Origin of the sequence: Sulfitobacter sp. 1A13679 (assembly GCF_043557115.1) — a bacterium.
In the GTDB taxonomy this organism is placed as follows: domain Bacteria; phylum Pseudomonadota; class Alphaproteobacteria; order Rhodobacterales; family Rhodobacteraceae; genus Sulfitobacter; species Sulfitobacter faviae.
On sequence record NZ_JBIFFO010000029.1, the window covers coordinates 22,520 to 45,577 of the forward strand.

The following is a 23,058-nucleotide window of genomic DNA, read 5'->3' on the forward strand; positions in this document are numbered from 1 at the left end:
GAAGGGCGAGATTGCGGAGAGACTTGAACATGTTCCCTTTCTGTTCTATATGTAGAACGCAGTAGCAGAGGAATGACCACATGTCTTTTCAACCTCAGTTTCCTGGCATCTTCGACCTTGAGCAGCAAGGTCGCCCGCCCCGTGGCAGCGATAGCGCGCAGCCCAAACAGGCCGACCGCCGCATGCCCGCGACCGAAAAACAGATGCAATACGCCCAGTCCCTTGCCAAGCGAACGGGCGAAGAGCTTCCCAAAGGCATCGAAGCGGATCGCGCGGCGGTCTCGGAATGGATCGACGCCCATAAACCGCAGGCGTTGGAGGGGCCCTTTGCCGCCTACCCTTCCGCCAAACAAGTCGCCTTTGCCGAACGCATCGCGCGGTTGAAACGCCGCGATGTCCCGCAGGAGTGTTTTCGAGACAAAACCCTGATGTCGCGCTGGATCGACGGCAACAAACCGCGCTGATCCACAGGGCTCTGCGCTTTACCTTTCGTCACCCATGGCAGAGGGCGGTTTCGCTGCTACCTTTCTGTCATGGGCTATCCGACCTCCATCGCTGAGACTTTGGCCGACGGCACCGTGCATGTGCTGAGCCTTGGCTTCGCCATTCCCGCCAGCATCCTTTTGATGATCCATGCCGCCGGGCAAGAGGGGCAATTGACCGCAACGGCGATCTACGCAGGCTGCATCCTTGCCTCTTTCACTGCATCTGCCATCTATCACCTTTTGCCCTTCGACCGCAGCCGCGCCTTTCTGGGCCGGGTCGATCATGCGGCGATCTATTTCAAGATTGCGGGCACCTATACGCCGCTGGTGATGGTAATCGGTTCGGGCTTTGCCTATGGCATCCTCGGCGTGGTCTGGGCACTGGCGGTGATCGGCGCGGTGGCCAAGCTCTGGTTCTGGCGCACCGATGCGCGCGGGTCACTCGCGCTCTACCTCGGCATGGGCTGGCTCTCGGTGCTGCTGATCTACCCGATGTGGCACAATCTGCCGGGGGCAGCACTGGCGCTGGTGGCCGTGGGCGGGCTGACCTATTCGGCGGGTACCTTGGTCTATGCCCATCCCGGCATGCGCTATCAGAACGCGATCTGGCACGTCTTCGTGCTGGTCGCCACGGCCTGTTTCTTTGCCGCCATCGCGCTCAGCCTTTAGCCTACGGGCGCATCCAGATAGGCCCGCACGCAGGTCTGCACATGGCGAAACCGGTCGCCGCCCAGATGTTTGCCGCCGTACCAGCGGGTGACGACGATCAGATGATCGGTCAGCCCCTCGCGCTCCAACATCCGCAGGATCACCATGCCCGCGCCGGATTCGCCATCGTCGGCTTTGAGCGGGCCGCCATCCGACAGCAGCACCGCCCAAGTGTTATGCGTGGCCTTGGCATAGGACTTGTCGCGTTTGAGGTCTTTCAACGCGGCATCGACCTCGGCCCGGTCACGCGCAGGGCAGCCCGACACCGCATATTTCGACCCGCGGTCGTTCAGCACCTGACCCAGTTTGCGCAAAGCGTTACAGCCCCGCCATGGTGCGCCGCACGATATCGATCCGGGCGTTATTGGGCGGATGGGTGCCAAGGAAACGGTCGCCGGGATCGGGAATGCGGGTAAAGAACTCGGCCCCCCTCAGCGGATCATAGCCCGCCCGCGCGGTGATGATCGTGCCAAGGGCGTCGGCCTCAAGCTCGAAATCCTTGGAATAACGCCGCGCGCCGACCTCTGCACCCAATTCCTGCGCCGTGCGCACGGCATTGGCATCGCCCCCGCTCAGCGTGGCGAGACCGGCAAAGATCACCGCCCCCGCCATGGCGTTTTGCTGCTGGCGTTCAATATGGCCCGCGATGTGATGCGCGGCCTCATGGCCCAGCACGAAGGCAAGCTCGTCTTCGTTGCGGGCATCGGCGATCAGCGCCAATGTGAACGCCACGATGGGGCGGCCATTTTTATCAAGCGTTTGGAATGCATTGGCCGGTTGGCCGGGGCGGTCGTCGACCACGATATTGAAATCACAGTTCATCCCCGTCGTCCGATTGCGACACTCCCGTTCGGCCACGGGTTCAAGCGTGCGGACCACCTGAACAAAGCTCCGCGCCGCCGCGCTCGCGCTCAGCCGCGGGCTTGCCTGCCCCGTGGTCTGCGGCCGGTCGACCGGGATCGGGCCTGTTTGGATCGGTGCCACCTCACAGGCAGAAAGCAGGGCGATGACGGCAAATGCGCCAAGGGCATTCAACAATTTCACAGCTGATCCTCGCTCGGGGGTCCTTGAGCCACCTGTCTATCATGACGCCCTGCCACCGCCACCCCCGTTCACGGCGCTTTGACACCCCACGGCGGTCTTGCGCTTGGCGTCACAAACCCTGTCTTGCACTCGTGAGCACAAAGCCTGTCTTGCGCTCGTGAGCACAAAGCCTAATGTGCCCTCATGTTTACCATCGAGCATGAATTTGACGCCACCGTCATCACCCTGATCGACGAATCCGACGCCCCCCTGCGCGAGGACGTCACCGTCTCTGCCTTCGCGGGGCAAATCACGATCGAGCAGTGGGACGCCCGAACCGACCGTGTGGCCAAGATCACCCTGTCCCCCGCGCAGCTGAGCGATCTGACGGCGGCACTGAACCTGCCCGAGGGCATCTACCGAAGCAATTCCTGAGGATCGTCACATGGCCACCGGCACAGACATCAAGACCTATTTCAACGGCGCATGGCACGACGGCGATCTGCCCACCATCAAGGCCGCCGACCACGGGGCATGGCTGGGCACCACCGTTTTCGACGGGGCGCGGCTGTTCGACGGGCTCGCCCCGGACCTCGAGGCGCATTGCGCGCGGATCAACCGCTCGGCCCGCGCGCTGATGATCACCCCCACGGTTGAGACCGAGGATATGATTGAGATGTGCCGCGAGGGGCTGAAGAGCTATTCGCGTGATCAAGCGGTCTATATCCGCCCGATGTATTGGGCGCTGGCCGGTGACGAACTGGGCATCGTGCCGCGCGAAGGGGCCACCGGCTTTGCCATCAGCCTTGAGGCCATCCCCATGGCCCTGCCCGAGGCCGCGACCACCCTCACCCGCACCCGCTTCCGCCGCCCGGTGCTGGAGGATAACGTCGTTAACGCCAAAGCAGGCTGCCTTTACCCCAACAACGCCCGCATGATGGTCGAGGCGCGCTCCAAAGGGTTTGGCAACGCGCTGGTGGCCGATGCCATGGGCAATGTCGCCGAAAGCGCCAGCGCCAACGTCTTCATGGTCAAGGATGGTGAGGTCTTCACCCCCATCCCCAACGGCACCTTCCTTGCCGGGATCACCCGTGCGCGGCATATGTCGAACATGCGCGAGGCGGGGATGAAGGTGCATGAGACCGTCCTCAGCTTTGACGATTTCCATGCCGCCGATGAGGTCTTTCTGTCGGGCAATATGATGAAGGTCACGCCTGTCAGCGCCTTTGACGACACGCAATATGGCACTGGGGACAACCAGAACCCGGTCACACGCCGGGTGCGTGAAATGTATTGGGATTGGGCCGCAAGTCAGCGCGGCTGAAGGCCCGGACGGCAGCGGCGCGCGAAAGCAATTGCCAGCGCCGCCCGCCCGCGCCATGATCGCACCGCACCGGGAGGAGGTGCGGAGAGAGGGTTTGATGCGGAAATTCCTGGTGGTGTTGGACGATAGCACCGAATGTTTGAATGCCATGCGTTTCGCCGCCCTGCGCGCGGCGCGCACGGGGGGCGGCGTGGCCGTCCTGTCGGTGATCCCGCCCGAAGAGTTCAACCATTGGATCGGCGTTGGCGACCTGATGCGCGAAGAGGCCCGCGAACGGATCGAGGTGCATTTCGAGGTCTTCGCCAAATGGATGCGCGACAAACAGGGCGTCGACCCTGAGTTAATCATCCGCGAGGGCGAACCCACGGATGAGATCATCCAGCAGCTGTCCGACGACCCCGACATCGGCGTTCTGGTGCTCGGCGCCAGCGGTGACCGCAAGAAAGGCCCCGGCCCGCTGGTCACGCAATTGTCGCGCTCTGCCGGTGCCCTGCCCGTGCCGATCACCATCGTGCCCGGCGATCTGAGCAAGGAACGGCTGGAAGCGATCACCTGATCGCCTTACGGCCCGCCCCAGCACACCGCCCTACAATTTAGAACGGTTCTAAACCTTGACTTGCCGCCCGCGCAGGCGCATATCAGGAGCCACGCCGAAAGCGAGGTACACCCCATGTTCATCCAGACCGAATCCACTCCGAACCCCGCAACGCTCAAGTTCCTGCCGGGTCAGACCGTGCTGGAGATGGGCACCGCTGATTTCCCCTCCCCCGAAGCCGGGGCAACCTCCCCGCTGGCCCAACGGCTGTTTGCGGTCGAGGGCGTGACCGGCGTGTTCTTCGGCACCGATTTCGTCACCGTGACCAAGCAAGATGCGGTGGAATGGGACCATGTGAAACCCGCCCTTCTGGGCGCCATCATGGAGCATTTCCAGTCCGGCGAGCCGGTCATGGCCTCCGACCACCAGCCCACATCCGGCCACGCCGCGCATGACGGCGAAGATGGTGAAATCGTAGGCCAGATTAAAGAGTTGCTTGACAGCCGCGTGCGTCCTGCCGTGGCGCAAGACGGGGGTGACATCACCTTCCACGGGTTTGAGCGCGGCGTCGTCTATCTGCACATGCAGGGTGCCTGCGCGGGCTGCCCCTCTTCGACACTGACGCTGAAGATGGGCATCGAGAACCTGCTGCGCCATTACATCCCCGAGGTCACAGAGGTGCGCCCGGTTGCCTGAGCATCACGCAAGAGGGCCACTGATTCTGGCCTTCGACACATCGGCCGCGCATTGCGCGGCCGCTTTGCTGTCCGGCGACCGGATGCTGGCTTCCCGTACCGAGCCGATGACCAAGGGACAGGCCGAACGCCTGCTGGTCCTCTGCGAAGAATTGCTGGCCGAAGCGGGCGTGGTCTATGCCGATCTCACCGCGCTTGGCGTCGGCATCGGGCCGGGGAATTTCACCGGCATCCGCATCGCCGTGTCCGCCGCGCGCGGGCTGGCGCTCGGCCTTGGCATTCCAGCGGTCGGGGTCGATGCCTTTGACGCGCTGCGCGAAGGCCATGATGGCCCCTGTGCCTGTGCGGTGGATGCCCGCCGTGATCAAGTTTTCTTGCAAGGCTTTGACAACCCCGGCATTTCCGAACCCGCACTACACGACGCCGCCGCCCTCCCGGCCTTCACCGGCCCGCTGATCGGCGCGGGCGGAGAGCCGCCAGCGATGCCTGTGGCCGAAGCCATCGCCCTCATCGCCGCGCGCCGCTTTGCCAGCAATCCGCCGCGCCCCGCGCCGCTTTACCTGCGCCCCGCCGATGCCGCCCCCGCCCGCGACGCGGCACCGGTTCTGCTGCCGTGACACCGGCGGCCCTCGCCGCGCTCCATGCTGCGGCCTTCACCCAAGACAGGCCGTGGCAGGAGGCGGAATTTGCAAGCCTGCTCGACAGCCCCTTCGTGCAGCTTTTCACCCGCCCCGGCGGCTTTGCCCTGACCCGCACCATCGCGGGCGAATCCGAATTGCTGACCCTTGCCGTTGACCCTGCGCAGCAGCGCCGGGGGCTGGGCCGGGCCCTGCTGCGCGACTGGCTGGCAGCCCTGCCCGCCGACTGCGAAAGCGCCTTTCTCGAAGTCGCAGCCGATAATCTACCCGCCCGCGCGCTCTATGATAATCAAGGCTTTGCCCAAATCGCCACCCGCCGTGCCTATTACGCGCGCAGCGGCGTTCCACCTGTGGATGCCTGCATCCTGCAACGCGTCTTGACCCATGGTCACGCTGGCGATCCGGGCGGCTTGCCCTCAAAAAGCGGTTGACCCTACCCCCCGCCTGCGCCCTAGATTATACCTGATCACATGATCCACAAACGCCGTGGCGGCAGCATCTGATTGACCGCCCGACACCACAACCCGGGAGACACCAAATGACCCTCATGACGAAATTCCTCGGCGCTGCTGCGGGCCTCGCGCTTACCGCGGGCGCGGCAGCGGCTGAACCGGCGCTGATCTTCGACCTCGGTGGTAAGTTCGACAAGAGCTTCAACGAAGCAGCCTTCAACGGTGCCTCCCGCTGGGCCGAAGAAACCGGCGGCAAATTCGCCGAGATCGAGATGCAGTCCGAAGCGCAGCGTGAGCAGGCCCTGCGCCGCTTTGCCGAATCCGGTGCCAACCCGATCATCACCATGGGCTTCGCCATGGCCGATCCGCTGGCGACCGTCGCGCCCGACTATCCCGACACCAAATTCGCCGTGATCGACGTGAACTGGCTCGACCTGCCCAACGTCCGTCAGGTCAGCTTTGCCGAACATGAAGGCTCCTACCTCGTTGGCGTCATGGCCGCGATGGCCTCCGAGAGCGACACCGTCGGCTTCGTCGGTGGCATGGACGTGCCGCTCATCCGTCACTTCGGCTGCGGCTATGCCCAAGGCGTCAAGGCGACCAACCCCGACGCCACCGTCATCGCCAACATGACCGGCACCACCCCCGCCGCGTGGAACGACCCGGTGAAGGGTTCCGAGATCACCAAGGCGCAGATCAACCAAGGCGCTGACGTGGTCTATGCCGCGGCGGGCGGCACCGGCGTGGGCGTGCTGCAAACCGCTGCCGACGAAGGCATCCTGTCGATCGGAGTGGACAGCAACCAGAACCACCTGCATCCGGGCAAGGTGCTGACTTCCATGCTGAAACGCGTCGATGTCGCCGTCTATGACGCGATGATGGCGGGCGAAGACCTTGAAGTCGGCGAAGTCGTGACCCTTGGCCTTGCCGAAGAAGGTGTTGGCGTTGCCATCGACGAACATAACCAAGATCTCGTGACCGAAGAGATGAAGGCCGCTGTCGACGAAGCGCGCCAGAAGATCATCGACGGCGAAATCAAAGTGGTTTCCTACTACGAGAACGACAGCTGCCCGGCACTGGACTTCTGAGCCCAATTTATCCACAATCGACACCCGGGGCCGCGCCGATCATCGGCGCGGCCCCTTTTAAAACCCCACTGCGTGACCGGGGCAGCGATGGACCAACGCCAGATCAAGGGCTGCAACGCCCGCAGGACCTTTTGACATGACCGATACCGCCCCCGCGATCGAACTCAAGGGCATCTCCAAGGCCTTCGGCCCGGTACAGGCCAACAAAGATATCTCCATCCGCGTCATGCCGGGCACGATCCACGGCATCATCGGCGAGAACGGCGCCGGTAAATCGACGCTGATGTCGATCCTCTACGGCTTCTACAAGGCCGATGCGGGCGAGATCTACATCGGCGGCCGCAAGACCGAGATCCCCGACAGTCAAGCCGCCATCGCCGCCGGCATCGGCATGGTGTTCCAGCACTTCAAGCTGGTCGAGAACTTCACCGTGCTGGAGAACATCATCCTCGGCGCCGAGGATGGCCGCCTCTTGAAGCCCTCGCTGTCGAAGGCGCGCAAGACGCTGATCGAACTGTCGAAGGACTACGGCCTGAACGTCGATCCCGACGCGCAGATTCAGGACATCGGCGTCGGCATGCAGCAGCGTGTGGAAATTCTGAAAGCGCTTTACCGGCAGGCCGATATCCTCATCCTCGACGAGCCCACGGGCGTGCTGACCCCCGCTGAGGCCGACCAGCTGTTCCGCATTCTCGGCCGCCTGCGCTCCGAGGGCAAAACCATCATCCTCATCACCCACAAGCTGCGCGAGATCATGGAGATCACCGACACCGTGTCGGTCATGCGCCGCGGCCAGATGACCGCCACCGTGAAAACCGCCGAGACCTCGCCGCAAGAACTGGCCGAGCTGATGGTCGGGCGCAAGGTGCTCTTGCGCGTCAACAAAGAGCCCGCCACCCCGGGCGAGGTGATCCTCGACATCAAGGGCCTGCGGGTCGTTGACGACAAGGGCGTCGAGCGGCTGCGCGGCATCGACCTCCAGATTCGCGCGGGCGAAGTGCTGGGCCTCGCGGGCGTTGCGGGCAACGGCCAGTCGGAACTCTTGGAAGTGCTGGGCGGCTATGCCGACGGCACCGGCAACGTTACGCTCAACGGCACCCCGCTGGACCTCTCGGGCAAGAAAAGCGACGGCCAGTCGCGCCGCGCGCGCGGCGTGGCCCATGTGCCCGAAGATCGTCAGCGCGAAGGCCTGATCATGGATTTTCAGGCTTGGGAGAACAACGTCTTCGGCTACCACCACGACGACCGTTTCAACAGCGGCATGCTGATGGACCATGCGGCGATCCGCGCCGATGCCGAAGACAAGATGGCCCGTTTCGACGTGCGCCCGCCCGACCCGACGCTGGCGGCCAAGAATTTTTCCGGCGGCAACCAGCAGAAGATCGTTCTGGCCCGCGAGATCGAGCGCAACCCCGACCTTCTGCTCATCGGCCAGCCCACCCGCGGCGTTGACATCGGCGCGATCGAATTCATTCACGAGCAGATCATCGCCCTGCGCGATCAGGGTAAGGCGATTCTGCTGGTCTCGGTGGAACTCGAAGAAATCCTCGCCCTGTCGGACCGCATCGCGGTGATGTTCGACGGGCAGATCATGGGCGAACGCGCCGCCGATCAGACCGACGAAAAGGAGCTTGGGCTGCTGATGGCCGGGATCACCGATACCGAGAACGAACACAGCGTGGCCGAGGTCGAGGCCAATCTCGCCCGGGCGGGCGGCGACGCGCGCAAGGAGGTCTGAGATGGACGTGATGCCAAAATGGGCCGAGGTGATCCTCGTGCCGCTGATCTCCCTGCTGCTGGCCGCCGTGCTTTCCGCGCTGGTGATCCTGTCGATCGGCGAAGACCCGGTCGCGGCGGTGAATCTCATGGTCAAGGGCGCGCTCGGCTCGACCTATGGCTGGGGCTACACGCTCTACTACGCCACCAACTTCATCTTCACTGGTCTTGCCGTCGCCGTGGCCTTTCACGCGCGGCTGTTCAACATCGGCGGTGAAGGTCAAGCGATGCTCGGCGGCCTCGGCGTGGCGCTGGCCGCGCTCTACATCCCGTGGCCGCATTGGACGCTGGCACTGATCGGTTGCGGCGTCATGGCCGGTCTTCTGGGCGCGGTCTGGGCCGCGATCCCCGGCTGGCTACAGGCCAAGCGCGGTTCCCACGTCGTGATCACCACGATCATGTTCAACTTCATCGCCGCGGCGCTGCTGAACTACGTGCTGGTCAACGTCATGCGCCCGCCCGGCAGCATGGACCCGGCGAGCGCCCGCTTCCCCGAGGCCGTGCATCTGCCGACCCTGCACGAGTTGCTGGCACCGCTGGGCATCGCCTTCTCCAAATCCGCCCCCGCCAACGTCTCGCTGCTGGTGGCCGTCGGCGCCTGCGTGGCGATCTGGATGCTGATTTGGCGCACCCGTCTGGGCTATGAAATCCGCGCCTACGGCCATTCGCAGCCGGCGGCGAAATACGCGGGCATCTCGCCCGTGCGCATCACCATGATCACCATGATCATCTCGGGCGCGCTGGCGGGGCTGATGGCGATCAACAACGTCATGGGCGAAAGCGAACGTCTGGTGCTAAACGCGACCGAGGGCGCAGGCTTCATCGGCATCGCCGTGGCACTGATGGGCCGCTCGCACCCGGTGGGCGTCTTCTTTGCCGCGCTGCTCTTCGGCTTTCTCTACCAAGGCGGCGCGGAACTGGCGCTCTGGACCGCGATCCCGCGCGAGTTGATCGTCGTCATCCAAGCGCTCGTGATCCTCTTCACCGGGGCGCTCGACAATATGGTGCGGATGCCGCTGGAGCGTCTCTTCTTGATGTTCCGCCGCCCCGGCCCGCCCAAACCCGGCCCCCGCAGCGCCCAGTCGGAGAGCGCGGAATGAGCCCCTATACCCCCCTGAGAAAGCGGGTCTGACCTATGGACTATATCACGCTCATCCAATTGCTCGACAGCACCGTTCGGCTGGCTACGCCGCTGCTTCTGGCCTGTCTTGCCGGTCTTTTCTCCGAACGCGCGGGCGTCTTCGACATCGGGCTCGAGGGCAAGATGCTGGCCGCGGCCTTCTTCTCGGCGGCGCTGGCCTCGCTCACCGGCTCGGTCTGGATCGGTCTCGCGGCGGGCATCGCCTCCTCGCTGGCGCTCAGCGCCGTGCATGGCCTCGCCTCGATCACCTTCCGCGGCAACCAGCTCATTTCCGGCGTGGCGATCAACTTCCTCGCCGCCGGCATGACCGTGCTGATCGCCCAAGACTGGTTCGCGCAAGGGGGCCGCACCCCCTCGCTCTTCGGCGGCGCGCGGTTCGAGCCGATCACCCTGCCCTTCGCTGAGGCGATGGAGAGCGTGCCGATCATCGGCCCGCTTTACGAAGAGCTGATCTCGGGCCATTCGATCCTCGTCTATGCCGCCTTCCTCGCCGTGCCGCTGACATGGTGGATCCTGTTCCGCACCCGCTTCGGTCTGCGCCTGCGCGCGGTGGGCGAGAACCCCGCCGCCGTCGACACCGCCGGTGTCTCGGTCGTGGGTCTGCGCTATGCCGCGGTGGCCATCGCGGGGCTGCTCTGCGGCGTGGCGGGGGCCTACCTCAGCACCGCGCTGCAGGCCGGTTTCGTCAAGGATATGTCGGCGGGCCGCGGCTTCATCGCGCTCGCGGCACTCATCTTCGCCAAATGGCGGCCTTGGTACGCGCTCTGGGCCACGCTGCTCTTCGGCCTTTTCGGCGCGCTGGAAACCCGGCCTGACGTGATCCAATCGGTCATCGGCATCAAGGTGCAGGGCCAACTTCTGGGCGCCCTGCCCTACCTGATGACCGTGGTGATCCTCGCCGGTTTCGTCGGGAAAGCGATCCCGCCGCGCGCGGGTGGCGAGCCCTATGTGAAAGAACGCTGACACTTCCTTCCGGCCCTTGCACCCGAGGGCCGGATCGGCGCAACCTGTCAAAGTGGTCGTCTCACCGCGACAAGCTATGTTGAACTGCGCGGCCGTTCGGGGCTAGGAAACGTCATGCAAATCTACCTGCCCATTGCCGAAGTATCGGTTAACGCCTTCCTCCTTTTGGGGTTGGGCGGCATCGTGGGCATCTTGTCGGGCATGTTCGGCGTCGGCGGCGGGTTTCTGATCACGCCGCTGCTGTTCTTTGTCGGCATCCCACCCGCCGTGGCGGTGGCGACCTCGACCAATCAAATCGTGGCCTCTTCCTTCTCGGCGCTTCTGGCGCATCTCAAGCGAAAGACGGTCGATTTCCGAATGGGCTGGGTGCTGTTGGCCGGGGGCCTGATCGGCTCCGGCATCGGCATGTTCATTTTCAACTACCTGAAATCGCTCGGCCAAGTCGATCTGCTGGTGACGCTTTGCTATGTCGTCTTCCTTGGCATTATCGGCGGGCTGATGTTCGTGGAATCGCTCCGCGCCATCCGCCGCACCCGCAAGGGGGGCCGGGTCAAACGCAAGAAGCACTATTGGGTGCATGGGTTGCCGTTCAAAATCCGCTTTCGGGTTTCGGGCCTTTATATCTCAGTGATCCCGCCGGTGCTGGTCGGCGCGGCGGTCGGGATGCTTTCGGCGATCATGGGCGTGGGCGGCGGTTTCATCATGGTGCCTGCGATGATCTACCTGCTCGGCATGCCGACCAAAGTGGTGATCGGCACTTCGCTGTTGCAGATCATCTTCGTCACCGGCTTCACCACCATGCTCCATGCCACCACCAACCAGACGGTCGACATCGTGCTGGCGGTGCTCCTGCTGGTGGGCGGCGTGCTCGGCGCGCAGGTGGGCACGCGGATCGGCGTGCGGATGCAGGCCGAACAGCTGCGCATCCTGCTGGCGGTGCTGGTCTTGGTGGTCTGCGGCAAGCTGGCGCTCGACCTGTTGCTGGAACCGGCGGAACTCTATTCACTCAGCCCGGTGGCGGCGGAATGATGCGCGCGCTGATCGCCTTCCTTGGCCTGTGTTTCACGGCCCTGACCGCCACGGCGGAAGAGGAAATCGTGCTTGGCCTCAGCCAGGCCGAAGTCTCCATCACCACCAATTTCGACGGGTCCGAGATTCTCGTCTACGGGGCCGTCAAACGCGAAACCCCGATCCCCGATGGCGCGCCGCTCGAAGTTGTCATTACCGTCTCCGGCCCCTCGGCCCCGGTCATGGTGCGCCGGAAAGAGCGGCGCTTTGGCATCTGGGTGAACACCGCCGCAGTCGAGGTCGACCGCGCGCCGAGCTTCTACGCCGTGGTCACCTCCGGCCCGCTGGCCGAGGTGCTAAAACGCATCGAAGACCTGCGCCACCGCATCTCCATCCCCCGCGCCATCCGGTCGGTCGGCGCCCCGATGGAGATCGCGGACCCCACCCAATTCACCGACGCGCTGATCCGCGTGCGCAAAGATGCGAACCTGTACCAAGTCATCGAAGACGGGGTGAAGGTGGATGAGCAGACCCTCTTCCGCGCCGCCGTCGCCCTGCCTGCCTCGCTCACCGAAGGGGCCTATGACACGAGGATTTTCCTCACGCGCGGCGGCGATGTGGTGGCGCAATATGAGACGATCATCGACGTGCGCAAAGTCGGGATGGAGCGTTGGCTGTTCAACCTCGCCCATCAACAGGCGTTTCTCTACGGGCTGCTGTCGCTCTTTATCGCGGTTGCCGCGGGCTGGGGCGCCTCTGCCGTCTTCGGCCTCATGCGCCGCTAAGCCGCGCCATCCTCGGTCGCTTCAAGCGTCAGCGCCGCCGCTGGCGCGGCCCGCAGATCATCCACCCGCAGCGGCCCCGAAGGCTTGCTGAGCCGGTTGCGCACCACCCAGATCAGACGCTCCTGCGCGCGGGTGATGGCGACATAGGCCAGCCGTTTCCACAGCGGCTGCCCCGCCTCGCTCCGCCCCATCCGCGCGGCGGCATAGAGATCGGGCGCAAAGACCTGCACATTCTCCCACTGGCTGCCTTGGGCCTTGTGGATCGTCACCGCCGCCCCGTGCAGAAAGGTCGCCCCCATGCGCGCGGCGAAGGGGATGAAGGGCTCTTCTTCGTCGGGTTTCTCGATCTTCACGATCGAGGCGGCACTCACCTGCGGGTCTTCGGCGCCGATCACATGCAAGCGGCTGAAGCCGGGCTTGCGCCCCTCGCCCAAATAGACCACCTGCGCGCCCTTGATTAGGCCCCGCGCTTCAAGGTCCAGCCGTTTCTTGCGGTGTTTCAGCGGCAGTTCGATCCCATCGCAGATCAGCGGCTCGCCCGCCAGCAACGCATCCTCCGGCGCGCCATGTACGCTGCGGAACGCATTGATGAGCCGGATGCGCGTCGCGTTGCGCCAGACCAGCACCGGGCTGCGCGCCATCAGGTCGACTTCGACCCGCTGGCCCCAGACCACGCGGTCATCGCGGCGCGCCGCGTCTTCGATCATCCGCTCAAAGTCATGAAACTCCAACTGCGGATCGGCCAGCGCATGGGCGAGATCGAGGATCGGGTTATCGGCCTCTTGCCGGTGGATGCGGTTGAGGTTCAACACGCGCTTCTCGGGCAGTTTCTCGAAGACCATCGTGCCCGATTGCCCCACCGGTGCCAACTGCGCCGGGTCGCCGAACAGCAGCAGCGTCGGGAAGATCTCTTTCAAATCCTCGAACTGCTTGTCGTCTAGCATCGAGCTTTCGTCGACAAAACCGATATCCAAGGGCTCTTCCCGCCGTTTCCAGCCGGTGATGAAGTCGCTGCCACGCAGCCCCGCCGCCGCCAACGCCCCGGGCACCGACTTGTTGTTCGCGAAAAACGCCGCCGCGCGGTCCAGTGCCATTTCACTGAGACCCTCGATCTCGGGCTTCTCACCGTTGCCGGTCAGCCATTCGGCGATGCGCTCATACTCGGGGTGATAGACCGGCGTATAGAGAATGCGGTGGATCGTCGTCGCGGGCACCCCGCGCAGCCGCAGCACGCTCGCCGCCTTGTTGGTGGGCGCGAGGATCGCCAAGGTCCGCTTCTCGCGCTTCTTGCGCGATTCGTAATCTCCCGAGACGATCTCGACCCCGGCCCCTTCCAGCGCGCGGTAAAGCTCGGCCAGCAGCAGGGTCTTGCCCGATCCGGCCTTGCCGGTCACCGCCATCACCTGATCCGGCCCGCCCGCAGGCGGCATCAAAAGCGAGTCGTCCAGATCGATGCCCGCTGAGCGCAGCATATCGGCCACCTTGTCATGGGCGGCGGCTTGGTCTTCGGAATAGGTGAGCGCGGTAGATGTCATTGGGCGACCCTAAATGAGCCCCGCGCCGGGGGCCAGATGGCTTTGCCCCGCGCGCCTGCGATTCTGGTGGATTATCCGCCTCAGACGACGATCAGCCCCCGGCTCAGCGCGCGGGCGACCGCATGGGTGGTGTTGGACGCCCCCAGTTTGAAGCGGGCGCTTTCCACATAGGCCCGCAGCGTATGTTCCGAGATTGACAGACGGTCTGCCACCTGCGCGCGGCTATAGCCCACCGCCAGCAGGGTCATCGCATCCACCTCGCGCGGGGAAAGTGCCTGCACGGCACCCGGCGCCCGCTCCGGGGCCAGCGCCAGCGCCTTTTCGTTGAAGCAATGGGCCGCCCAGATCAAATCGCGCCGATGCCGCGCGGTGAAAGCGGCCCAAACCCGATCGGTGCAACTGTGGTTCGTGGTGAAAAGCGCGAATTGCCCATGCGGCCCCCGGATCGGGACCGAGAACCCCTGATCGCCGACGCCATGGTCCAAAGCATCCCGGCGAAACTGCCGCGCCGCGCGAGAGGACCAATCGAGGTCTTTCCAATCCACCGGCTCGAACCGGCGATAGCAGCCCGCGACCACGGGATCGATGCGCAGGTAGTTATGCGCCTGATAGCGCTCAGACCAAAGCGCGCCATAGGTGCCGCAGCCATATTGCACCCCCGCCGTGTCGACCCAGTGATAGACGACGTGCAGAATGCCATAGTGATCGCGCAGGTCTTTGCAGGCCTGCCCAAGGGCGGGCTGGCCATCAGCCTGCGCCAGCCTTTCCCAAATCCGTTCCAGATGCGGCTCTATCCTCATGCGTCCGGCCTATGGCCCTTTCGCGTTGCAAGGACATCTCAGCCAGAGCGATCAGCGCCGCGTCGTCCAACTGTTCCGCCGTGCGCGGCAGTTGGTTCGCCATGGCAAAAGCCCTGAGATCGGCCAAAACGTCCAATATCCAATCATCTCGCATGAGGGTCGCCCAGCTTTGGTTAATGGCAGATTAATACAACCATAGCATGTACGAAATTTTGCACCATCCGCGCTTTCTGCCCCCCCATAAATAGCGGGGCTTCGGGCGCTAAGCCTCTGTTTCGACGGGGCCCACGCAAAACCCCCGCAGCCGAAGCCACGGGGGTTTCATCTTAGCCGATCCGTGTCGCTCAGTCGCGGGCGACCAGCGTGTCTTCCAACGTGCGCAGCCCGGTCGTCGGCGCTTGGACCAGTACCGACATATTCCCCGGCTTATGCTCATTACGCATCATCTTCATATGCGCCTCGGGCAGGTCGGCCCAGCTAAAGACTTCTGACATGCAGGGGTCGAGCCGCCGCTCCATCATCAGCTTGTTGGCGGCACTTGCTTGTTTCAGATGGGCGAAGTGGCTGCCCTGCAAGCGTTTCTGGTGCATCCACATATAGCGTACGTCGAAGGTCAGGTTGAAGCCGGAGGTGCCAGCGCAGATCACGACCATGCCGCCTTTTTTCACAACGAAAGTGGAGACCGGGAAGGTCGCCTCGCCGGGGTGCTCAAACACCATATCGACGTTCACGCCCTTGCCGGTGATGTCCCAGATCGCCTTGCCGAACTTCCGCGCCTCCTTGAACCACTCGGCATATTCCGGCGTGTTCACGGTGGGCAATTGGCCCCAGCAGTTGAAGTCCTTGCGGTTCAGCACGCCTTTCGCACCCAGATCCATCACGAACTGGCGCTTGCTCTCGTCCGAGATCACGCCGATCGCATTTGCGCCCGCAGTGTTGATAAGCTGGATCGCATAGGAGCCGAGGCCACCGGAGGCGCCCCAGACCAAGACGTTCTGGCCCGGCTTCAGGTCATGCGGCTCATGGCCAAAGAGCATCCGGTAGGCGGTGGCCAGCGTCAGCGTGTAGCAGGCGCTTTCCTCCCATGTCAGGTGCTTGGGGCGCGGCATCAGCTGCTGGCTCTGCACCCGGGTGAACTGCGCGAAAGAGCCGTCGGGCGTCTCGTAGCCCCAGATCCGCTGGCTGGGAGAATACATCGGGTCGCCGCCGTTGCATTCCTCGTCGTCGCCATCGTCTTGGTTGCAGTGGATCACCACCTCGTCGCCGACCTTCCAACGGGTCACCTTGTCGCCCACCGCCCAGACGATGCCCGAGGCATCGGAGCCCGCGATGTGGTAAGGCTCACCATGGCCGTCGAAGGGGCTGATCGGCACGCCGCGCGCGGCCCAGACACCGTTGTAGTTGATGCCCGCCGCCATCACGAGGACCAGCACGTCTTGGCTGTCGAGCTTAGGCACGTCGACCACCTCTTGCAGCATCGCGCTGTCCGGGTCGCCGTGCCGTTCGCGGCGGATCGCCCAGGCATACATCTGTTTCGGGACATGCCCCATCGGGGGCATCTCGCCCACTTCATAGAGGTCCTTTTGCGGGGCGTCATATTCGGCGTGTTTCGTATCCAGTGCCATGTGGGCCTCCTGCCGGTGATCGGTGTCTACAAGGTCTGTGCCGCACCGCAGAATCGCGGCGGCTCCCTTTCGGGATATGATCCACCGCGCAACAATGCAACCCCTAGATGCCGCCTTTTGTAATTTTATGACCCAGCAGTCGCAGCAATTTCTGCCGCAGGTGCAGCATCCTTCGAGGGGAAATGTGCAATGGAATTAGCGTAGAAGGCCAAAACAGGCTCCTGCCCCTCGACGATCTCCAGCCCCTCCGGGCCTTCGGAAATGACGCCACGTTTCTTGAGCCGCGCGACGGCGCGGGCGACCCGTTCGGGCAGGACGTCCGGCTTCGGCACCCGGTTGCGCGGTGGCATTTTCTCCAAAGTGGCAGCCACTTCGGCCAGCAGATCGGCCTCCTTCATCGGCCGGGCGGCCTGCAACATCACCCGCGCGATCAGCGGCACGGTCAGCACCGGCATCGCCTGCGCGATCCGGTCCATCAACATTTCGGACAACTCCGACACCGGCACCCCGGCCCCGGTGCGACGCAACGACAGCGGATCGCCAAAGGTCACCGCCGCCGTGCCAAAACGGGTGTCGCGCCCGCGCAGCCGCCGCCACATCTTGCGCAGCACGAAGCCTACAACCACCGTGATCCGCGCTCCGAAACGCCGGTCCCCGCGCTGCCCGGCGGCGATCAACACGCGGTCTTCCAGCACCCGGTCATAGTTAATCGCCACGGGCACGAAGATGATGTCTCGCTCGCCCTCGGGGTCGAACCCATCCACGACATAGGACAGAAGCCCGACCTTCGGCGGCTGCAAGGCCCCGGTCAGGCTCAAGCCGCCCTCGGGGTAGAAGGCCTGCGTCACCCCGCCCGTCGTGGCCATCTGCACGTAGCGCGCCAAGACCTTGCGATAGAGCGCCCCGCGCGACCGGCGGCGGATGAAGTAGGCCCCCATGGAGCGGATCAGCGTGCTCAGCGGCCAAACCCGCGCCCATTCCCCCACTGCATAGCTCAGCGCCGAAGACCGCGCGGCGAGATAGGTCACCAGCATGTAATCCATGTTCGACCGGTGGTTCATGATAAAGACCACCGTGGCATCCCGCGGCAGCGCGGCGAATGTTGTCTCGTTACTCACCGCCGTCTCGACCCGGTAGACCGTATTGGTCAACAGCCGCGCCAAGCGGATGCCGAAACTGAAATAGGCGAAGGCCGAAAACCGCGGCACGATCTCGCGCGCATATTCCCGCGCCTTTTGAAAGGCCACGTTTTCCGGCACGCCGTTGCTGCGGGCATAGTTGACGATCTCTTGGCTGACCTCCGGATCATAGATCAGCCGTTGGATCATGTCGTGCCGCCGCGCCAGTTTGAAGGGCTCGATGGGCCGCGTCAGCCGCTTGTTCAACCGTGCTACTCCCCGCTCAAGCCGCCGGCGAAAGAACCAACGCACCGAAGGCAGCAAAAAGTGGCTCAGCGCCGTGACGGCTGCGAAAACCACGATGAGGATGAACAGCCAAAGGGGCAATTGCACAGTCTGCGTCATGGCTTAACCCTTACAGTGCAGGGGCGAGAGGACAATATTTATCTGTTTCCCGCCCGCCCAAGCGGCCCGAGTGATGCCGCAACGCAGCGAATTGACAGAGGCATATTATTTCCCCTATCAACGTCATGACGCAACTTTATTGCAACCCAGATTCAAGAGGCCCCGATGACTCAACCGCAGAAAGACCGCCCCTGGCTCATTCGCACCTATGCGGGCCATTCCACCGCCGCCGCGTCTAACGCGCTCTACCGCTCGAATCTCGAGCGGGGGCAGACCGGGCTTTCCGTGGCCTTCGACCTGCCGACCCAGACCGGCTATGACAGCGACCATGTGCTCAGCCGGGGCGAGGTTGGCAAGGTGGGCGTGCCGGTGAATCACCTCGGCGATATGCGCGCATTGTTCGACGGCATCCCGTTGGAGCAGATGAATACCTCGATGACGATCAACGCCACGGCCCCTTGGCTGCTGGCGCTTTATATCGCGGTGGCCGAGGAACAGGGCGCGGATGTCTCAAAGCTGCAAGGCACGGTGCAAAACGACCTGATCAAGGAATACCTCAGCCGCGGCACCTATATCTGCCCGCCCGCGCCATCGCTCAAGATGATCGCGGATGTGGCCGAATTCTGCTATACGAATGTGCCGAAATGGAACCCGATGAACGTCTGTTCCTACCACCTGCAAGAGGCGGGTGCGACGCCGGAACAGGAATTGGCCTTCGCACTGGCCACCGCCACCGCCGTGCTCGACGCGCTGAAACCCCGCGTCCCGGCAGAGGATTTCCCGAAATTGGTGGGCCGGATTTCCTTCTTCGTGAACGCAGGCATCCGTTTCGTCACTGAAATGTGCAAAATGCGCGCCTTTGTAGATCTTTGGGACGAGATTTGCCGCGCGCGCTATGGGGTTGAAGACCCAAAATTCCGTCGTTTCCGCTATGGGGTGCAGGTCAATTCGCTGGGGCTGACCGAACAACAGCCCGAGAATAACGTCTACCGTATTCTCATCGAAATGCTGGCCGTGACCCTGTCGAAAAAAGCCCGCGCCCGCGCCGTGCAATTGCCCGCATGGAACGAAGCCCTCGGCCTGCCCCGCCCCTGGGATCAACAATGGTCGATGCGGATGCAGCAGATCATGGCCCATGAAACGGATCTTTTGGAATTCGACGATCTATTCGACGGCAACCCGGCGGTCGATGCCAAGGTCGAATTGCTCAAAGAAGGCGCGCGGGCGGAATTGGCGAATCTCGACGGTATGGGCGGCGCGATTTCCGCGATCGATTACATGAAAGGACGTTTGGTAGAAAGCAATGCCGACCGGCTGCGGCGTATCGAAAGCGGCGAAACCGTCGTGGTTGGCGTCAATAAATGGCAGCAAGGCGCGCCCTCGCCCCTGATGACCGGCGCGGGCGATATCATGCAATCCGACCCCGGCGCCGAGGCCGACCAGCTCGCTCGGCTCGACGCATGGCTCAGCGCGCGCGACGAGGGTGCCGTGAAACAGGCGCTGGCCGATCTGCGCGCAGCGGCGCAGGCGGGCGAGAACATCATGCCCGCCTCCATCGCCGCCGCGAAAGCCGGGGTGACGACCGGCGAATGGGCCGCGCAGATGCGCGCCGTTCACGGGGAATATCGTGGCCCCACAGGGGTTTCCGCAGGCCAGTCCAACAAGACCGAAGGTCTGGACGACCTGCGCAATGCGGTAGACGCGGTCAGCGACAAATTGGGCCGCAGGTTAAAATTCCTTGTCGGCAAACCAGGGCTCGACGGCCACTCAAACGGGGCCGAGCAGATCGCCGTCCGCGCCCGCGATTGCGGCATGGATATCAGCTATGAAGGCATCCGTCTGACGCCTGCGGAGATCGTCGAAGCAGCACAAACGGAAGCCGCCCATGTGGTCGGCCTGTCGATCCTCTCGGGCTCTCACGTGCCCCTGGTCGAAGACCTGATGAAACGCATGGCCGAGGCCGGGTTGACCCATATTCCCGTCATCGTCGGCGGCATCATTCCCGAGGCCGACGCCACCCGTTTGCGCGCCGCCGGGGTGGCGCAGGTCTATACGCCGAAGGACTTCGAATTGAACGTCATCATGCAGGATATTATTACGCTTGCCGATCCCAAAGCGGTGGCGGCGGAATAGGCTGACACAAAATACATCGTGCAATTAACTTATTGCCTCTATAATTCCCTCTACCAGCACAATCTGGAAAGGGAATATCAGATATGGAAAAAAACCTGAAATCCATGAGCCGCAAGGAACTGGAGAAACTTCTGTCGGATGTCAAAAAGGCATTGCAGGCCGCACAGGCGCGCGAACGCCGCGCCGCACGCAAGGCAGCACAAAAGGCAGCGGCGGAATATGGCTTTTCCCTGAATGAGTTAGCTGATGAGTCCCCCGCGCCCAAGAAGGCCAAGAAGCCGCGCAAAGCGCCCGCCGGTCCGAAATCGAAGCCTCAGTTCGCCAATCCAGAAAACCCGTCCCAGACTTGGACTGGAAAAGGCCGCCAGCCAAATTGGTTCCGCGCCCAAGTAGAGAATGGTGCCGATCCGGAAACGATGAGGGTTTAATACTTCCCGAAATACGGGAATTTCGCGCCGGTTGAATAGCAATTCACCGGCGCTTTTTTATTGCTAACGGAAATGTGAATTCGGCACCCATCCCCTGCACGGCGCCGAGCGGAAGTTTACGTCACGCCCCCTGCCCCACTGCAGCCCTTGTGAAGCCCGCCTTGCGCGGGCAAAATGCGCCAAACATCAGGAGACAGAAATGACCGTCCATATTGGCGCGAAACCCGGCGATATCGCCGAAACCGTATTGATGCCCGGCGACCCCTACCGCGCAAGATGGGCGGCGGAGACCTTTCTCGAAGGGCCCGAACTGGTCAACGAAGTGCGCGGCATGCTCGGCTTTACCGGCACATGGCGCGGCAACCGGGTGACGATCCAAGGCTCGGGCATGGGCATGCCGTCTCTGTCGATCTACGCCAATGAGTTGATGACCGAATATGGCGCGCAGACCTTGATCCGCATCGGCTCTTGTGGCGGGATGCAATCCCATGTCGGCATCCGCGACGTGATCATCGCCATGACGGCGAGCACGATCACCTCGCCCTCCTCCGGCATTTTCCGCGAATTGAACTACGCCCCCTGCGCCGATTACGGCCTGTTGAGCGCCGCCGTGGCCGCCGCCGAAAAGCTGGAGGCCAAGACCCATGTGGGGGGAATCTATTCCTCAGATGTTTTCTATGCGGAGCGCCCCGATCTCGATGAGCAGATGGTGCGCCATGGCATCCTCGGTGTCGAGATGGAAGCGGCGGAGCTTTACACGCTGGCCGCGCGGCACAAGCGGCGTGCCTTGGCGGTGTTGACGGTGAGCGATCATTTGCAGACCGGCGAGGCGTTGCCATCGGAGGACCGCGAAAAGAGTTTTGGCGATATGGTCGAGATTGCGCTGGAGGCGGCTTTTGCCTGAGTGCGGCGCCTGCTGAGAGGGCGGGATTGGTATTTGAAAAAGGATGAAGGGAGGGGGTGTGGCGCGTCTTTCAGGCGTGTTGGCCGGCGAGGCGGCCGGAGTAGAGGCAGCCGCCCAAGAAGGTGCCTTCGAGGGCGTTGTAGCCGTGGTAGCCGCCGCCGCCGAAGCCGCAGACCTCTCCGGCGGCGAAGAGACCGGGGAGGATGGTGCCCGCAGGCGTGAGCACGCGGCCTTGGGTGTCGCTGTGTAACCCGCCGAGGGATTTTCGGGTGAGGATGTTGAGCCGCACGGCGATGAGCGGGCCGTTGGCCGGGTCGAGGATGGCGTGGGGTTTGGCGGTGCGGATCAGACGGTCGCCACGGTAGTTGCGGGCGCCGCGGATCGCGGTGATCTGAGCGTCTTTGGCGAAGGGGTTGCCCAATTGGCCGTCGCGGGCTTCGATCTGGGCGCGGATGTGCTCTAGGGCGACGGGGGCCGCGGGTGTGAGGGCGTTCATGCGGGCAACCAGGTTTTCCAGATCCTCGGCGACGATGAAGTCCGCACCTTTTTCTTTGAAGGCCTCGACTGCGGCAGTCCCCCCCTTGCCGAGCCGTGCTTTCAGGACTTCGCCCCATTTGCCGGAGGTGAGATCGGGGTTCTGTTCGGATCCCGAGAGGGCGAATTCCTTTTCGATGATCTTTTGCGTGAGGATGAACCAGCTGTGTTCGCCTGCTTGCAGGATGCGTTTGAGGGTCGAGAGCGTGTCGAAGCCGGGCAAGCAGGGCGCCTCCATCCGATTGCCCTGCGCGTCGAACCACATCGACGAGGGACCGGGCAGGATGCGGATGCCGTGGTTGGGCCAGATCGGGTCCCAGTTCTGGACGCCCTCGCAATAGTGCCACATGCGGTCTTCGTTGATGAGCCCCGCCCCGGCGTCGGCGGCGATGGCGTGCATCTTGCCGTCGACATAGTCGGGCACGCCGCTGACCATGTGGCGCGGCGCGGGGCCGAGTCGGTCTTTGGGCCAGTGTTGCCGCACCAGATCGTGGTTGGCGCCGATGCCGCCGGTGGTGAGGATGACAGCCTCGGCGGTATGCTCAAAGTCGCCGGTGACATTTCGTGATGTGCTCTGACCGCGCGGGGCGTCGCTGTCTTCCAGAACCTCGCCCGCCACGCCGGTGACCGCGCCATCCGTTGTGACCAGCCTCGTGACGCGGTGGCGGAAGGCAAGGCGCAGCCTGCCCGCTGCCGCGTATTCCTGCATCAGCCGGGCGAAGGGGGCCGACGACGCCGGTGCCGGTGCCCCAGGTGATGTGGAAGCGCGGCACCGAATTGCCGTGGCCATGGGCACCTGCCCCGCCGCGCTCGGCCCAGCCGACGACCGGGAACCAGCGCAGGCCGATCTGGTGCAGCAAAGCGCGCATGTCGCCTGCCTGTTGATTGTCACTGAGAACTGACCCGGTAGCCCCATAAATTGTCACTGAGAATTGACCCATGTGAACACACTTCC

At 63.6% G+C, this 23,058-nt stretch carries 23 protein-coding genes and 1 pseudogene; 17 read left to right on the forward strand and 7 right to left on the reverse strand.

Annotation, left to right across the window (positions count from 1 at the left end; genetic code table 11):
• Window positions 1–80: 80 nt before the first annotated feature.
• Window positions 81–464, forward strand: a complete 384-nt coding sequence (locus tag ACGYLA_RS17910; RefSeq protein WP_082851951.1) for a hypothetical protein — start codon at window positions 81–83, stop codon at window positions 462–464.
• A 69-nt stretch (window positions 465–533) separates the two neighbouring features.
• Window positions 534–1,154, forward strand: a complete 621-nt coding sequence (locus tag ACGYLA_RS17915) for a hemolysin III family protein (RefSeq protein ID WP_394434271.1) — start codon at window positions 534–536, stop codon at window positions 1,152–1,154.
• On the opposite strand, the gene ACGYLA_RS17920 is transcribed toward ACGYLA_RS17915, so the two are convergent.
• Together ACGYLA_RS17920 and ACGYLA_RS17925 are read right to left on the reverse strand one after the other, a co-directional pair.
• Window positions 1,151–1,507: a YigZ family protein gene (locus tag ACGYLA_RS17920; RefSeq protein ID WP_394434273.1), complete on the reverse strand. Its 357-nt coding sequence runs from the start codon at window positions 1,505–1,507 to the stop codon at window positions 1,151–1,153. The two genes, ACGYLA_RS17915 and ACGYLA_RS17920, sit on opposite strands and share 4 nt — an antisense overlap.
• A 4-nt stretch (window positions 1,508–1,511) precedes the next feature.
• A complete protein-coding gene (locus tag ACGYLA_RS17925) occupies window positions 1,512–2,237 on the reverse strand; it encodes a M48 family metallopeptidase (protein ID WP_394434275.1) in 726 nt (241 codons plus the stop codon).
• Window positions 2,238–2,420: 183 nt separating this feature from the next.
• Between ACGYLA_RS17925 and ACGYLA_RS17930 the strand changes: the two genes are divergently transcribed.
• The 12 genes from ACGYLA_RS17930 to ACGYLA_RS17985 all read left to right on the forward strand — a co-directional run bounded on the left by ACGYLA_RS17930 (window position 2,421) and on the right by ACGYLA_RS17985 (window position 12,621).
• Window positions 2,421–2,651, forward strand: a complete 231-nt coding sequence (locus tag ACGYLA_RS17930) for a hypothetical protein (RefSeq protein ID WP_067261534.1) — start codon at window positions 2,421–2,423, stop codon at window positions 2,649–2,651.
• Between the two features lie 10 nt (window positions 2,652–2,661).
• Entirely contained in the window at window positions 2,662–3,540 is an 879-nt protein-coding gene (locus ACGYLA_RS17935) for a branched-chain amino acid aminotransferase (RefSeq protein ID WP_394434277.1), read from the forward strand.
• A 97-nt stretch (window positions 3,541–3,637) separates the two neighbouring features.
• Window positions 3,638–4,096, forward strand: a complete 459-nt coding sequence (locus tag ACGYLA_RS17940) for a universal stress protein (RefSeq protein WP_040700546.1) — start codon at window positions 3,638–3,640, stop codon at window positions 4,094–4,096.
• 114 nt (window positions 4,097–4,210) lie between these two features.
• Window positions 4,211–4,771 carry a NifU family protein gene (locus tag ACGYLA_RS17945; protein WP_067261530.1) on the forward strand — a complete coding sequence of 187 codons (561 nt, stop codon included), beginning with the start codon at window positions 4,211–4,213 and terminating at the stop codon, window positions 4,769–4,771.
• On the forward strand, window positions 4,764–5,387 hold the full coding sequence (gene tsaB, locus ACGYLA_RS17950; RefSeq protein ID WP_394434279.1) for a tRNA (adenosine(37)-N6)-threonylcarbamoyltransferase complex dimerization subunit type 1 TsaB: 624 nt from the start codon (window positions 4,764–4,766) through the stop codon (window positions 5,385–5,387). Before ACGYLA_RS17945 ends, tsaB begins: the two co-directional genes overlap by 8 nt.
• Window positions 5,384–5,839, forward strand: coding sequence for a GNAT family N-acetyltransferase (locus tag ACGYLA_RS17955; RefSeq protein WP_394434281.1), 456 nt, complete (start codon window positions 5,384–5,386; stop codon window positions 5,837–5,839). The genes tsaB and ACGYLA_RS17955 overlap by 4 nt, the downstream gene beginning before the upstream one ends.
• Window positions 5,840–5,946: 107 nt before the next feature.
• Complete coding sequence (locus tag ACGYLA_RS17960; protein ID WP_271689361.1) at window positions 5,947–6,948, forward strand: BMP family protein; 1,002 nt, start codon at window positions 5,947–5,949, stop codon at window positions 6,946–6,948.
• Window positions 6,949–7,084: 136 nt separating this feature from the next.
• Window positions 7,085–8,686, forward strand: a complete 1,602-nt coding sequence (locus ACGYLA_RS17965; RefSeq protein WP_394434283.1) for an ABC transporter ATP-binding protein — start codon at window positions 7,085–7,087, stop codon at window positions 8,684–8,686.
• A gap of 1 nt (window position 8,687) precedes the next feature.
• Window positions 8,688–9,824: an ABC transporter permease gene (locus ACGYLA_RS17970; protein WP_394434285.1), complete on the forward strand. Its 1,137-nt coding sequence runs from the start codon at window positions 8,688–8,690 to the stop codon at window positions 9,822–9,824.
• Window positions 9,825–9,859: 35 nt separating this feature from the next.
• Entirely contained in the window at window positions 9,860–10,828 is a 969-nt protein-coding gene (locus ACGYLA_RS17975; RefSeq protein WP_394434287.1) for an ABC transporter permease, read from the forward strand.
• Window positions 10,829–10,942: 114 nt separating this feature from the next.
• Window positions 10,943–11,857, forward strand: coding sequence for a sulfite exporter TauE/SafE family protein (locus ACGYLA_RS17980; RefSeq protein ID WP_394434289.1), 915 nt, complete (start codon window positions 10,943–10,945; stop codon window positions 11,855–11,857).
• Window positions 11,854–12,621, forward strand: a complete 768-nt coding sequence (locus ACGYLA_RS17985) for a TIGR02186 family protein (RefSeq protein ID WP_271689357.1) — start codon at window positions 11,854–11,856, stop codon at window positions 12,619–12,621. Before ACGYLA_RS17980 ends, ACGYLA_RS17985 begins: the two co-directional genes overlap by 4 nt.
• On the opposite strand, the gene ACGYLA_RS17990 is transcribed toward ACGYLA_RS17985, so the two are convergent.
• The 4 genes from ACGYLA_RS17990 to ACGYLA_RS18005 form a co-directional block, all read right to left on the reverse strand.
• Window positions 12,618–14,156, reverse strand: coding sequence for an ATP-dependent RecD-like DNA helicase (locus ACGYLA_RS17990; protein WP_271689356.1), 1,539 nt, complete (start codon window positions 14,154–14,156; stop codon window positions 12,618–12,620). The two genes, ACGYLA_RS17985 and ACGYLA_RS17990, sit on opposite strands and share 4 nt — an antisense overlap.
• An 80-nt stretch (window positions 14,157–14,236) precedes the next feature.
• The gene (locus tag ACGYLA_RS17995) at window positions 14,237–14,956 is read right to left on the reverse strand and encodes a LuxR family transcriptional regulator (RefSeq protein WP_067261877.1); all 720 of its coding nucleotides are present in this window, start codon (window positions 14,954–14,956) and stop codon (window positions 14,237–14,239) included.
• Between the two features lie 344 nt (window positions 14,957–15,300).
• Entirely contained in the window at window positions 15,301–16,581 is a 1,281-nt protein-coding gene (gene ccrA, locus ACGYLA_RS18000; protein WP_209217441.1) for a crotonyl-CoA carboxylase/reductase, read from the reverse strand.
• A gap of 125 nt (window positions 16,582–16,706) precedes the next feature.
• A complete protein-coding gene (locus ACGYLA_RS18005; RefSeq protein ID WP_394434291.1) occupies window positions 16,707–18,104 on the reverse strand; it encodes a 1-acyl-sn-glycerol-3-phosphate acyltransferase in 1,398 nt (465 codons plus the stop codon).
• A gap of 165 nt (window positions 18,105–18,269) precedes the next feature.
• Here ACGYLA_RS18005 and ACGYLA_RS18010 point away from each other — a divergent pair, with 165 nt between their 5' ends.
• From ACGYLA_RS18010 to deoD, 3 genes are all read left to right on the forward strand, one after another.
• Complete coding sequence (locus ACGYLA_RS18010) at window positions 18,270–20,237, forward strand: methylmalonyl-CoA mutase family protein (RefSeq protein WP_394434293.1); 1,968 nt, start codon at window positions 18,270–18,272, stop codon at window positions 20,235–20,237.
• 83 nt (window positions 20,238–20,320) lie between these two features.
• Entirely contained in the window at window positions 20,321–20,665 is a 345-nt protein-coding gene (locus ACGYLA_RS18015; protein WP_394434295.1) for an H-NS family nucleoid-associated regulatory protein, read from the forward strand.
• A gap of 199 nt (window positions 20,666–20,864) precedes the next feature.
• Window positions 20,865–21,569, forward strand: a complete 705-nt coding sequence (deoD, locus tag ACGYLA_RS18020; protein WP_394434297.1) for a purine-nucleoside phosphorylase — start codon at window positions 20,865–20,867, stop codon at window positions 21,567–21,569.
• Between the two features lie 70 nt (window positions 21,570–21,639).
• On the opposite strand, the pseudogene ACGYLA_RS18025 reads toward deoD, so the two are convergent.
• Window positions 21,640–23,044 (reverse strand): annotated as a pseudogene (locus ACGYLA_RS18025) (FAD-binding dehydrogenase).
• Window positions 23,045–23,058 lie beyond the last annotated feature (14 nt).